General features: G+C 37.1%; 12 protein-coding genes. 11 read left to right on the top strand and 1 reads right to left on the bottom strand.

Annotated features, from left to right (window positions below; all coding sequences use genetic code 11):
• The first annotated feature begins 2 nt into the window (after positions 1-2).
• From hisIE to F8153_RS02010, 4 genes are all read left to right on the top strand, one after another.
• The gene (gene hisIE, locus F8153_RS02025) at positions 3-641 is read left to right on the top strand and encodes a bifunctional phosphoribosyl-AMP cyclohydrolase/phosphoribosyl-ATP diphosphatase HisIE (protein WP_151864684.1); all 639 of its coding nucleotides are present in this window, start codon (positions 3-5) and stop codon (positions 639-641) included.
• Positions 642-1,050: 409 nt separating this feature from the next.
• Positions 1,051-2,349, top strand: coding sequence for a putative DNA modification/repair radical SAM protein (locus F8153_RS02020; RefSeq protein ID WP_151864683.1), 1,299 nt, complete (start codon positions 1,051-1,053; stop codon positions 2,347-2,349).
• Positions 2,350-2,603: 254 nt separating this feature from the next.
• Entirely contained in the window at positions 2,604-3,338 is a 735-nt protein-coding gene (locus F8153_RS02015; protein ID WP_151864682.1) for a TIGR03915 family putative DNA repair protein, read from the top strand.
• Between the two features lie 91 nt (positions 3,339-3,429).
• Complete coding sequence (locus tag F8153_RS02010; protein WP_151864681.1) at positions 3,430-5,313, top strand: LTA synthase family protein; 1,884 nt, start codon at positions 3,430-3,432, stop codon at positions 5,311-5,313.
• A 58-nt stretch (positions 5,314-5,371) separates the two neighbouring features.
• On the opposite strand, the gene F8153_RS02005 is transcribed toward F8153_RS02010, so the two are convergent.
• Complete coding sequence (locus F8153_RS02005; protein ID WP_151864680.1) at positions 5,372-6,709, bottom strand: sodium-dependent transporter; 1,338 nt, start codon at positions 6,707-6,709, stop codon at positions 5,372-5,374.
• A 460-nt stretch (positions 6,710-7,169) separates the two neighbouring features.
• On the opposite strand from F8153_RS02005, the gene kal reads away from it, so the two are divergent.
• From kal to F8153_RS01970, 7 genes are all read left to right on the top strand, one after another.
• Complete coding sequence (gene kal, locus F8153_RS02000; protein WP_151864703.1) at positions 7,170-7,553, top strand: 3-aminobutyryl-CoA ammonia lyase; 384 nt, start codon at positions 7,170-7,172, stop codon at positions 7,551-7,553.
• Between the two features lie 107 nt (positions 7,554-7,660).
• A complete protein-coding gene (gene kce / locus F8153_RS01995; protein ID WP_151864679.1) occupies positions 7,661-8,476 on the top strand; it encodes a 3-keto-5-aminohexanoate cleavage enzyme in 816 nt (271 codons plus the stop codon).
• A 215-nt stretch (positions 8,477-8,691) separates the two neighbouring features.
• Positions 8,692-9,339: a fructose-6-phosphate aldolase gene (gene fsa / locus F8153_RS01990; protein WP_151864678.1), complete on the top strand. Its 648-nt coding sequence runs from the start codon at positions 8,692-8,694 to the stop codon at positions 9,337-9,339.
• 166 nt (positions 9,340-9,505) lie between these two features.
• On the top strand, positions 9,506-10,930 hold the full coding sequence (locus F8153_RS01985) for a sigma-54 interaction domain-containing protein (protein WP_151864677.1): 1,425 nt from the start codon (positions 9,506-9,508) through the stop codon (positions 10,928-10,930).
• A 377-nt stretch (positions 10,931-11,307) separates the two neighbouring features.
• The gene (locus tag F8153_RS01980; RefSeq protein ID WP_151864676.1) at positions 11,308-12,543 is read left to right on the top strand and encodes a substrate-binding domain-containing protein; all 1,236 of its coding nucleotides are present in this window, start codon (positions 11,308-11,310) and stop codon (positions 12,541-12,543) included.
• A gap of 35 nt (positions 12,544-12,578) precedes the next feature.
• A complete protein-coding gene (locus F8153_RS01975) occupies positions 12,579-13,355 on the top strand; it encodes an ABC transporter ATP-binding protein (protein WP_151864675.1) in 777 nt (258 codons plus the stop codon).
• Positions 13,333-13,996 (top strand): branched-chain amino acid ABC transporter ATP-binding protein (locus tag F8153_RS01970; protein WP_151864674.1); only part of this gene is annotated, 664 nt, incomplete at its 3' end. The genes F8153_RS01975 and F8153_RS01970, both read left to right, overlap by 23 nt.

The raw sequence follows: 13,996 nt of genomic DNA, 5'->3' as shown, positions 1-13,996 counted from the left end.
ATATGTTAGATATAAAGAATTTAAAATATAATAATGATGGTCTTATTCCAGCTATTATTCAAGATTATCAATCTAAAGAGGTATTAATGCTGGCCTACATGAATCAGGAGTCCTTAGAAAAAACCCTAGAATCAAAAACAACTTGGTTTTGGAGTAGGAGCAGAGGGGGACTTTGGAATAAAGGAAAGACCTCTGGTTCATATCAGACAGTTCAGGATCTTTCCTATGATTGTGATGGTGATGCTTTGCTTATTCAGGTTTATCAAGAGGGTAATGCTTGTCATACGGGAGAGTATAGCTGCTTTTTTAATAAGCTTATAAAAGGTGAAATTCCTCAAGGCTACAAAATATTAGATCGATTATATGAAATCATTACAAAAAGGAAAGAAAACCCACGGGAAGGCTCCTACACCTGCTACCTATTCGAAATGGGTATAGACAAAATTTTAAAGAAATTAGGGGAGGAGGCAACGGAGGTGATCATTGCTTCCAAAAACCCCAATAAAGACGAACTTATCTATGAGGGGGCTGATTTAATCTATCACCTCTTGGTATTGCTAAATCAGAAGGAGATTGGCCTAGAGGAAATATATAATGAACTGGAGAAAAGAATGGGAAGATTAAAGTCTGAGAATAAGTAGATGAGCAATAGTTTGTTGTAAAAGGAAGCAGTCTGACGGTTCTCCTGCTTTCTTTTTGATTGGAAAGAATTTGGTAAATGAATAGGATGGCGCTATGATGCAAAAGCTAGAAGAAAAGCGAACAAATGTTTGATTTTTATGTTATTTATGATAAAATTAGATGAAGACAAATAAGAGCAAAAAGTTAAAGGCAAAATGTTAAATGTTGAATGTTGAATGTTGAATGTTGAATTTAGGTTGCTTCGAAACATCGAAGCTATTAATGAAAAATCTTAGAAAACAAGAATTAAGAATGATACTTTTTCCATAGACTTTAAGGATATATCAAAATAAATTTCCAAGTGGAAATTTCAACATCAATTCAACATTTAACATTTATCATTCACCATTAATTATTGGGGGTTTTATCATGGATATTTTGGATAAATTAAAGATTCTTGCTGATGCTGCAAAGTATGATGTATCCTGTTCCTCCAGTGGCAGCGAAAGGAAAAACAAGGCTGGAGGGATTGGAAATGCCGCAGTCAGTGGTATTTGCCATAGCTGGTCAGATGACGGTAGATGTATTTCTTTATTAAAAATTCTAATGACAAATTATTGTGTATATGACTGTGCCTACTGCGTAAATCGGGTTTCCAACAGCATACCTAGAGCTGCCTTTACACCAAAGGAAATTGCAGAGTTAACAATCAATTTCTATAGGCGGAATTACATCGAAGGCTTGTTCCTTAGTGCTGCCATCATGAAAAACCCCAACCATACTATGGAGCTTCTATTAAAGACCGTCACCCTTTTGAGGGAGAATTATAACTTTAATGGTTATATTCACGTTAAGGCCATCCCAGGAGCAGACGGTCGTTTAATAGAGGCTACTGGAGAGGTGGTGGACCGTATGAGTGTGAATATAGAACTCCCCAGTGACGAGGGATTAAAGCTCTTAGCTCCTGAAAAAAAGAAGGAAGCCCTTATTAAACCCATGGGGCTTATTGATAGGCAAATCATTCAAAGAAAGGAAGAAAGGCGAATCTTTCGAAATGCACCCTCCTTTGTTCCTGCAGGTCAAAGCACTCAATTAATCGTGGGGGCAACTCAGGATCATGATTACAGAATATTAAAGCTTTCAGAGGGGCTTTATAATCGATTTCATCTGAAAAGGGTATATTACTCGGCATATGTTCCTATAGTCAACCATCCCAACCTCCCCAGTATTACGAATCCCCCTACTTTAAGGGAGCATCGCCTATATCAAGCTGATTGGCTTCTTCGATTTTATGGCTTTGATGCTGATGAACTCTTGGATGAAGCGCAACCAAATTTTGATCAACTGTTGGATCCAAAATGTGACTGGGCCTTAAGAAATATGAAGTTATTCCCAGTAGAAGTGAATAAGGCAGAATATGAAACCCTCTTAAGGGTTCCTGGTATAGGAGTTAAATCGGCATTAAGGATCATTACTGCCCGTAAAATGGCACCCATAACCTATGATGGACTAAAGAAAATTGGAGTGGTATTGAAAAGAGCCAAATACTTTATTACCTGTCAAGGAAAGTATTATAGTGACGTAGGCTTTAGAGAAAAACTCATAAGGTTATCCTTAACAGAAAAGCCCCTAAAAGAGCCTACGGAAACCAATGAAATTCAGTTGTCCTTCTTGACTATGCCAGCTATCAGGGAAAATGTTAACTCTATTATTACGGGAGAGCTGTAGTAAAGGCAATGAAGTATTAAGAATGAAGAACTAAGAAAGAAGATAAAGTGAAAAATGTAAAGGGAATAGTTAAAAGCAGGTAATAGTTAATAGCTAATAGGTAATACGGATAAGGAATAGGTAAAATATTTTTATGCCTTTATGTTATTTAATTTCTATTTACTAATTACTCATTACTAATTATCTATAAGGGTTTTATCATTCTACATTCTAAATTTCATTCTTAATTTGTTTTAAGTGGAGGTGTATTAACTATGGTTATCTATGTTTTTGATGGTAGCTTCGAGGGCTTCCTGACAGCCATCTACGAAAGCTATTACAATAAGGAAAAACCAGATAAAATAGTTGCTATGGATGATTATGTAGAAAATTTAATCGATAGGCCTATATTTATAGAAACAGATGAAATTAAATCCGATAAGGTTTATGCAGGAATTAAGAATAAGATATCTACCAATGCTTTAAAAAAGGTATACCATGTATTTTTGTCAGAGGTAATGGAGGCGCCAACTGTTATTTATCACTATCTTAGGTTGGGCTTTAAAATTGGTAATAAGGTTGATTTAAACCTAATGGATGATTGGGTTTTAAGGATGGATAAAATCAATCAACAGGTAGCCTCTGAAAAACATCGAATGCTAGGCCTCCTTAGATTTCAACTGGTGGAGAATGATTTATATTATGCACCCCTTGCCCCTGATCATAACATCATTGCATTAATGGCCAATCATTTTGCCCAGAGGATGTCTGATCAGAAATGGATGATTCATGATACCAAAAGATGCATAGCAGTAGTTTATGATTTAAAGGAATGGATTATTACTCCTATAGATTTGCCTGCGCCTCCCGTTGGGAAAGAAGAATATTTATATCAGCAGCTATGGAAGGAATATTACCAAAGCATAGCCATCAAAGAGAGAAGGAACCCGAGGCTACAAAAGCGGTGTATGCCTGTAAGATATTGGAGTTTTTTGACAGAAAAAAAATAAAAAGGAATTAATTGAAACAAAAACTTAATATAGTTAAAATATTATTTATGTTAAAATGAAAGGGGGGATCACATCTTAAGGGGAGATTATAATGATTTCAAACTATACAGATAAAAAAAATATAATGAGCAAGGATTTATTTTTATTTCTTACACTATCATTAATCAAGCTATTAATCTTTCATGGCTTTATAGGGATTGAAAGAAACTACCTTCCCATTACTTTGTTTAATGGATTATCTATTTTCTCTATATATCTTATAGTGTATTTGTTTAATAACAAGGTTAGATTAAGGGGTTTTATGATAGTACATTTTGTTCTATCCCTTCTTTTTTTCATAAACAGCCTGTACTATAGTCACTTTTATACCCTCATGCCAGTTCATGTGGTGTACCAAATTGGACATTTAACTGGAGTATCCAGTAGTGTAAAAAGCTTGATGAAGCTATATTATCTATTATATTTTATAGATTTTGCATTTTTATTTTTCCGTTACAAAAGAAAAACCATATACTATCCCCCAAGAAGGGTTAAGCCAATATTAATCTTTGGATTAATTTTGTTATTAACTATTACAACTGTAACTGGACATGCTACCCTCAGAGGTAGGGATGATGTTTTGCGTACACCATATAATCTAGGGATGATTAATTACCATGTTTTTGATTTGATATATCAATTTTTACCGCCAACGGTGGAGGCTGAAGAGGTTAATAACCTACAGGAAATCATCACTGAAGAAGGGAGCAGGGAGGACAAAGAGCTTACGGGCTTAATAGAAGGAAAAAACGTTATTGTAATCCAAGCTGAATCCTTTCAAAGCTTTATGATTGGTAGGCAGATTGAAGGACAATGGATAACCCCCGTGTTGAATCAGCTAATCAGTGATAACTCAATATTTTTCCCAAAATACTATGAGCAGGTGGGCTGGGGGAACACCTCAGATGCCGAATTTGTATCCCATAGTGGGCTTCATTCCTCTACCAGAGCCTTTAGCTACAAAAAGTACGAAGGCAAGGATCTAATGACCCTGCCTAAGCTCCTTAAGGAAGAGGGATATGACACTCTAGCCTTTCACGGAAACACGGCTGAATTTTGGAATAGAAGGGATATGTACCCTTTTGTAGGCTTCGATGAGTTTATTAGCATAGAAAGTCTTCAACAGGATGAAATCATCGGTATGGGATTAAGTGATCGCTCTCTTTTTAAACAGGCAATACCGATTCTGAAGGATCGAGAGAACCCCTTTTATGCCTTTATGATCACCTTAACCTCCCACTATCCCTTTCATATGGAGGATAGCCATAAAGGACTTAAAATTGAGGGAGAATATGCAGGTACAGTTCTAGCTGATTATTTTCAAACGGTTCACTATCTAGATAAGGCTATAGGGGAATTGATTGAAGATCTAAAGGAAGCTGGATTGTATGAAGATACAGTAATTGTCTTTTATGGGGATCACCATGGACTAAAGACCCAAAAGGAGGAAGAAGCGGCACAGATCTCTTCTTTTATTGGTAAGGAGTATCGTGAAGATGAAATGTTAAGGGTACCCCTTATGATTCATATGCCAGGTAGTGATGTTAGTAAGACGGTTGAAATAGCCGGTGGGCAGATAGACTTCTTTCCAACTATGGCTAATTTGTTGGGGTTAGATATAGATAATCTTCAAATAGTAGGGAAAGATCTTTTAAACACTCAAGAAGGATTTGTAGTCACTCAAATTCACATTCAAAGAGGAACCTATATCGATAACGAAAGGATATTTTTAATATCCAAGGATGGAGATTTTGAATTTAGCCAGGCTTGGGATTTAGATACTGGGGAACCTGTTGATCTAGAAGAGTCAAGGGAGGATTATCACAGGGCATTGGCAGAAATCAATCTATCAGAATATATACTAGATAATAATCTATTGATACAAGAAGAAAATAAAGCAAAGGTTGATTTCTTGATGGATAGACTCGAATACTAAATTTAATAGGATATATGAGAAAAGCACCGCCTAAGCGGTGCTTAAATATTGATTATTATTACCAGATTGGCAATCCTTTAATAAAGATATATGCTATTGCAGCAGGTGCAGCAAACTTAACTAAGAAGCCCCATACTGGGAATAATGCAAATGGAATTTTTCCATCGTTTGTAACTTCCTTCTTAGCATTGTCAAGTCCCCAAACCCAACCGATAAAAATCAATAGCATCATTGCGCCAATTGGTAAAAGAACCTTATCAGTTATAAAGCCAACTGAGTCCATAATACCATTTTCAAGTATTGGAGTTAAATGTCCCCAAATACCCATACCTAATGAAGATGGAATACCTATTAAGAATATTAAAGCTGACATTACAATGGTTGATTTCTTACGATCCCAATTTTTTTCATCAACGAAGTAGGTAACAACAACCTCAAGTAGAGAAATTGAAGAAGATAAAGCTGCAAATAGCACTAGTACGAAGAATGCTATACCGAATAATGATCCTAAAGGCATTTGTTGGAATACCTGTGGCAATGTTACGAATAATAACACTGGTCCAGCTCCTGGCTCCATGTTAAATGCAAATACCGCTGGAAGAATAGCTAAACCTGCTATTAAAGCAGCCGCTGTATCTAGTAAAGGTATTGACATTGAGCTTGATACTAGGTTCTCTTCTTTACTTAAATAGCTACCATAGGTAACCATACAGCCCATACCTAAGCTTAGTGAGAAGAATACTTGACCTAGGGCGGCGAGTATAACCTCTCCGTTAATCTTTGAGAAGTCGGGTTGTAATAGGAATTTAACTCCTTCAAAGGAACCAGGTAAAGTTAATGAACGAATCATTGTAAGGATTAACATTACAAATAGAGCTGGCATTAATATCTTAGCTGCCTTCTCGATTCCCCCACTGATACCGCCAAGTACGATTACAAGGGTCAAAATCATAAATACAGCGTGATATACTATTGGTTCTGCAGTTGTTCCGATGTAGCTACCGAAGTCCAATGTGTAAAGGCTACCGGTTAATCCACCAACGATATACTTAATAACCCATCCACCAACAACACTATAGAAGGATAGTATTAAGAATCCTGCAAGAACTCCAAAACCTCCAACCCATGACCATTTCTTGCTAAGCTTTCTAAAGGCACCAACTGCACCCAATTGTGTATGACGACCAAGGGTAAGCTCTGCCATCATCAATGTAAATCCAAGAACTATTAAGATTGCAAAATAAACAATTACGAATGCGCCCCCGCCGTTTGCTCCGGCTAAGTAAGGGAATTTCCAAATGTTACCAAGACCAACTGCAGAACCAGCTGCTGCTAGAATAAAGCCAATTCGTGATCCCCATTGATCTCTTTGTTTAGTTTCATTTAAGTTTGCCATAGTTAACCTCCTTAATTAATATAAGTTCTAGTTTTAACATAGAAGCTTCTGTTAAACGAACCACCTCCTGTAACATGGTAACCCATAGCAAGATCATAAATAAATTAAAGTATCATCATAATTTCAAGCTTAAAATCTTGATCTCTGCCTATGAGTTATAATTGTTCTAAATATTAGAATAATTCTAATATTTATATTTCATAATTATACAATTGAATAGCTCAGTATGCAAGTGTTATTTTTTTAACATTCTGACAAATGCCACTAGATGGAAACAAAATAGCATTTTTAATAAATAGATTAATCGTGATATATAGTATTTTTTATACATATAAGGCTTAATTTATAAGGAAGGGTTTTTAAAACTTATATAGAATATATACCATGAAAGAAAGCAGCTAAAGGGATATAATAATGTTAGCAAAATTATCATAAACATTAAGTAGGAGGTATGTATTTGATGAAAGCATTAATTCGTGTAAGGATGAGTCTTCATGACGCCCACTACGGCGGTAATCTGGTTGATGGAGCAAAAATGCTTCAGCTGTTTGGAGATGTCGCAACAGAGCTCCTTATTAGGCAGGATGGAGATGAAGGATTATTCGTGGCCTATGAGAGTGTAGAATTTAAAGCACCAGTATACGCTGGAGATTATATTGAAGCGGAGGGAGAGATTATAAATGTAGGAAATTCCTCCCGCAAAATGGTTTTTGAAGCGAGAAAGGTAATTGTGCCAAGACCAGACATTAATGAATCGGCTTGTGATGTTTTAGAAGAACCAATAATAGTATGTAAAGCTGTGGGAACCTGTATGGTACCAAAGGCAAAACAAAGGAACAAGTAACACAGGGGGACAATAACACAGGGGGACGGTTCCCCTGTGTCGTATCAAACTAAGAATTTAGTTATAAATACAGCTTTATTATTATGGTTTAGAAAGGATGTAGAAGGATGGAAAAGCTAATAATCACAGCTGCATTAACCGGAGCAGAGGTAACTAGAGAGCAACAGCCCAACTTACCGTTAACACCAGATGAGATCGCTAATGAAGCTTATGAATGCTATCAGGCTGGAGCTGCAATGGTCCATGTTCATGCAAGGGACGGAGAGGGTAAGCCTACTCAATCCTATGATGTATATAAGGAAATAAAAGAAAAAATTGAAGCTAAGTGTAATGTAATCTTTCAGCCCTCAACAGGTGGAGCTGTATGGCACAGCCCAGAGGAAAGATTACAGCCTGTGGAATTAAAGCCTGAGATGGCAACCCTAAGTTGTGGAACCTGCAATTTTGGTCCAGATGTATTTATGAATACAGAGGAATATATGAAGAAATTTGCTCGTAGGATGAAGGAATTAGGTGTAAAACCAGAGCTTGAAATTTTTGAACGGGGAATGATTGAAAATGCAATGAAGCTAGTCAAACGAGGATTGGTTGAAAGGCCGCTACATTTTGATTTCGTGCTAGGGGTCCCAGGGGCTTGTCCTGCTACCCCAGAAGATCTACTACATATGGTTCGGTCAATTCCCAGTGATTCAACTTGGACTGTGGCGGGTATAGGTAGATATGAATTGCCCTTGGCTGTTATGGCTATAATATTAGGAGGACATGTAAGGGTAGGTTTTGAAGATAATGTCTACTATAACAAAGGGCAATTGGCAGAGTCTAATGCACAACTAGTAGCAAGAATTGTGAGAATAGCCAAAGAAATGGGTAGGGATATCGCTACCCCGGATGAGGCTAGGGAAATACTTGGATTGAAGAAATAATAGAAGCTTCTTCAAAATAAAAAATTAAATCAGGCCAATGTTGAATGTTAAATCTTGAATGTTGAATTGAGGAAGAAATTTGTTAGCAATGTTTTGAAATTTCATGTCAACTTCCTAGCTAAGGGCCTAACACCAATCAGGAGTTGGGATATCTACTTACAATTCTACATTCTTGATTCTACATTCGTAATTTGAATTTTTGAAAGGAGGTCAATATGAAGATTTTTATTGATACCGCCAATATAGAAGAAATTCGAGAAATTTCTCAATGGGGAATACTGGATGGTGTAACAACAAACCCCTCTTTAATTGCCAAGGAGGGTAGAGACCTTAAGGAGGTTATAAAGGAAATAACCGATTTAGTTGATGGGCCCATAAGTGCCGAGGTAATTAGTTTAATCGGAAAAGAAATGGTTCAGGAGGCTAAGGAGCTTGCCCAAATACACAAAAATGTGGTTATAAAAATTCCTATGACCGACGAGGGCCTAAAGGCTGTAAAGGAACTAACTCAAATGGGCATCAAAACAAATGTTACCTTAGTATTTTCTGCCTCTCAGGCACTCCTGGCTGCTAAGGCAGGTGCAACCTTTGTGAGTCCCTTTTTAGGGAGACTAGATGATGTTGGACAAGAAGGAATGCAGCTTATAAGAGATATAGGAGAAATTTTCGCCCGCCATGGTATACCCACAGAGGTTTTGGCTGCCAGCATAAGGCATAACCTTCATGTTATTGACGCTGCTAAGTCAGGTGCAGATATAGCCACAATACCCTATAGTGTATTTAAGCAAATGGTTAAACACCCTTTAACGGATGCAGGGATAGAAAAGTTTTTAAAGGATCACGAGAAAATAAGCAAAAAATAGTGAAGGCATGATGGTAACTATCCATCATGCTTTTTACTATTGTTAATAATTTTATATTTCTCATTTTTTTTTCTAGTGTTTTTATATTCTTCATTCTTCATCCATTCTTAACTCTTCATTCTTAATTCTTATATATGCTATAATATTTCTTAGGGGGGGTGCATTCATGAAGGGTGGAGAAGGTATTATTAGTGAGATTAAGTCGAAAATTCTTATTATTGATGGTAATACCATTGAATGGTTTAATAAAATTTTTGATCCAATTCCAGTATCTATGATATTGGTTGATAAAGAAACTCGAATATTAATGATTAATGATCAATTTTGTAATTTTCTGGAGGTGACTAAAGAGGAGGCCATAGGCAAGTATGTTATAGAAATAAACCCCAATTCCAGATTTCCATTAGTTATGAAGACGAAGAAAGCCGAAATTGCTTGGAAGCATACCTTTGCCAATGGTCATACAGCAATTGTCCATAGAATTCCTATTTTAAATGACGATGACGATGTGCTCTATGGCTTCGGCATGGTGTTATTTGATAATATTGAAGAGTTTCAAAATATTATTGTAAAAAATAAGCTGTTGCAAACAGAAATAAAGCACTATAAACAAATCTTAAAGCAAATACAGGGAGCCCAATTTAGCTGGGATAATATTATTGGCAAAAGTAAGAAGATGGCCCAGGCTAAGGAGTTTGGAAGGAAGGCATCTAAAACCGGATCGACGGTATTAATTACCGGGGAAAGTGGGACGGGGAAGGAGCTGTTTGCCAATGCTATACATAATGACAGCAAAAGAAGTCACCATCCCTTTGTCAAAGTAAATTGCGGGGCTATCCCTCAAGATCTTCTTGAATCTGAGTTATTTGGCTACGAAGAGGGAGCCTTTACAGGAGCCAAAAAGGGTGGGAAAATCGGAAAGTTTCAATTGGCCCACCAAGGGAGTATCTTTTTAGATGAAATAGGCGACATGCCCATGAAGATGCAGGTAAAGCTTTTGCGGGTTTTACAAGAAAAAGAAATTGAACGGGTTGGTGCTACTAATCCAGTTAAGATTGATGTTAGAATCATTGCTGCCACCAACAAAAATTTAAAACAATTAGTAGATGAGGGTGATTTTAGAGAAGACCTATATTATAGGTTAAATGTTATGTCTTTAGAAGTGCCCCCCTTACGGGATCGATTGGAGGACATTGAGATTTTAACCAACAACCTAATCGAAAAGCTATCAAATAAGCTGGGGCTATATGTAAAGAGGATATCAAAGGAAGCCGTTGATATTCTAAAGGGATACAGCTGGCCAGGGAATGTTAGAGAACTAGAGAATGTCTTGGAAAGGGCAATGAACCTAGTAGAAGAGGGAGAAATTTTAGCAATGCATTTACCCCAATACTTATTTAGAAGGGAATCTGTCGTTGCTAAATCCGGACCTATTCAAAAGCTCAGTGACCTTGTGGAGGAGGTAGAAAGGGAAGCCATTGTTAAAGTCTTGAGGCTTAATAAGGGTAATAAGCTAAAGACCTCAGAGCAACTGGGGATTTCGAGATCTAGCCTTTATGATAAAATGGAAAAATATAAGATTAATGTATGAAAACTATACACTTTATTTAGGTGATTAACCTTTAAATAAGAACACTGAATTTTAGATGATACTCTAAAATCAGTGTTTTTTAGTAAAGGAAGAAATATTCAGAAGTTCGGTTTATTGCTGATTGTATGAAAAACAAACATGGTGTATGAAATGAATACACAATTTAACCATATTTCTGAAAGTTAAACAGCCTCACTTAAAAATTACTCATGACTTAATGTATTTCTCTTTATATTATGAATATTTAGGATTCAACGATTTAAGTCAAAAAACTTAAAAAATTATACTTCTATCAAAGAAATAAAAAAGTTGGCATACTGTTTGCGTTTAATAGTTTTGCATGGAACTAAAATAAGAATTTTAAGGGGGAAAACGTTTTGAAAAGAAAAGCTATATCGTTATTATTGGTAATTATGCTAGGGATTGTATCTTTAGTTTCTGGCTGTAGCAGTAAAGAAAGCAACGGCGACACAGCTGGTGACACAAAGGATCCAATCAAAATTGGTGGATTAACCTCTTTAAGTGGTGTTCTACAGGATTATGGTACTCAAATGCAGCGTGGCTTTATGCTAGGCTTAGAATATGCAACTGATGGTACCATGGAGGTTGCTGGAAGAAAAATTGAAGTTATATGGGAAGATACAACAACTGTACCGGATGTTGCTAGAGAAAGAGCTTTAAAGCTTTTAGACGAAGATAAGGTTGATCTTTTAGTTGGACCTGCTTCATCCGCTGATGCAGCTGCATTACTAGGCTTGGCAGAAGAATATGAAAAGATTCTTATGATAGAGCCAGCTGCTGCTGACTTCTTAACTGGTGCCAACTGGAATAGATACATATTCCGTACTGGTAGAAACACTGCCCAAGATGCCAACGCTATGGCAGCGGTTATCACCCATAAAAAGCCCGGTGCTAAGGTAGCTACACTAGCTCCTGATAGTGCCTTTGGACATGCTGGAGTGGCACCTTTTGTTGATGCTATTGCAGCTAAGGGTGGAGAATTAATTGCACAAGAATTCCCACCAGCCGACACAACTGATTTTACACCATTTATATTAAGAATTAGAGAAGAAAAGCCTGACTACCTATTTGTTATTTGGGCAGGAGCTAATAACCCATGGGGTCAGTTAATGGAATTAGACTTACAATCTGAAGGAATTGAAATTACCACAGGAGCACCTGAAATTGCAGCATTAAAGATGATGACTGACCTAGTGGGAATGCATGGATTTACTGTATATTACCACGGCGTAGCTGATAATCCAGTAAACAAGTGGTTAGTTGAAAAGCATCAAGAAAAATACAATAGCCCACCAGATATCTTTACTTCTGGAGGTATGGCATCTGCGATGGCCCTTGTAACAGCCCTTGAGAAGACAGAGGGGGATACAGATACCGAAAAGTTAATTGAAACCCTTAGGGGCATGGAATTTGATAGTCCAACAGGTAAGCGTTGGTTTAGAGAAGAAGATCATCAAGCAATGCAGCCACTGTTTGAAATTAAGCTAGAAGAGGTTGAAGGAGTAGATCATGTAGTACCAACCTTAATAAGAGTAATACCGGCTGAAGAGGTTGCACCTCCCATTGCTGTACCTGCTGATGCAAAGAGATAAATAACGATTACAGCTTATAGGAAAGGATGTATATAATGGCTGAAGCTTTAATTAGAACAGAAAACCTTACCATTAGCTTTGGTGCCCATAAAGCAGTGAACAATGTAAGCTTGTCCCTTGAGAAGGGTTTGTTTACAACAATCCTTGGTCCTAATGGAGCTGGCAAAACAACTCTTTTTAATTTAATAAGTGGTCTTTTAGAACCAACTGAAGGAAAACTATTCTTTAAGGGGACAGACATTACTCGTCTGTCCCCAATCCAAAGGGTGAAAATGGGGATGGGAAGATCTTTTCAGCTAACAAATGTTTTTCCCACCCTAACCACCTATGAAAACGTAAGGCTTGCAATGCAGGCCCACGAAGATATTGGATATAAGATATTCACCAATCATAGAAGGTTTTCTAAGCTGAATGAAAAGACCGATGAAATATTAGAAAGGGTTCTTCTGAAGGATAAGAAGAATCAGCTTGCCAGTCAATTGAGTCATGGAGAGCAGCGTAAGCTAGAGCTAGGTATGGTATTGGCCCTTGAGCCAGAGGTTTTATTATTAGATGAACCCACTGCTGGAATGGCAATAGAAGAGGTTCCAACTATGATTGATATTTTAAATAAAACAAAGGAAAGTGGAACCACAATCATTCTTATTGAGCACAAAATGGATATGGTCAAGCAGCTATCGGATAAGCTTATAATTTTGGTAAATGGAGGCTTGTTGGTGGAAGGAGATCCAGAAGAGGTTTCTCAAAATCCCGATGTATTAGCTGCCTACTTAGGAGGAGGGATATTAGATGAAGAATCTACTAAAGATTGATGATTTAGTTTCCTATATTGGATTATATACCATCCTTCAAGGGGTATCTATGGAAGTTAACGAGGGAGAAGCCGTTGTAATCTTGGGTAGAAATGGTGCTGGAAAAACCACTCTACTAAGGACTATAATGGGCTTGGTTCATACTAGAAGTGGGAAAATTGAACTTGGGGGCAAATCCTTGGTTGGAAGACCTACCTATGATATTGCTAAGGAAGGTATTGGATATTGTCCAGAGGATTATGGGGTTTTTGATGAGCTTACTATAGAAGAAAATCTTAAAATTGCAATGTGGAAGGAAGATAAGGAAACCTTAGATAGAAAGGATTATATTCTAGACCTTTTTCCAGACTTAAAGATTGCCTACAAGCGCTTATCTAAAACCTTGAGTGGTGGACAACGACAGATGCTTTCCATCGCCAGGGCCTTAATAAATGAAAATAGGATTATTTTGATTGATGAGCCCAGCAAGGGCTTAGCTCCTGTAGTTATTGAGAGGCTAGCCAAAGCCTTACAGGAAATTAGAAAGCATACTACGGTATTGTTGGTTGAGCAAAACTTCAACTTAGCCTGCGCTGTAGGTGAGAGATACTATATCATTGATGAAGGGAAAACAGTAGAAAGAAGAAACGGTGGAAGCTATT

This window comes from Alkaliphilus serpentinus, from assembly GCF_009017255.1.
GTDB classification, from domain to species: domain Bacteria; phylum Bacillota; class Clostridia; order Peptostreptococcales; family Natronincolaceae; genus Alkaliphilus_D; species Alkaliphilus_D serpentinus.
Note: the sequence above shows the minus strand (reverse complement) of the source record. Positions and strands in the feature narration are given on the sequence as shown.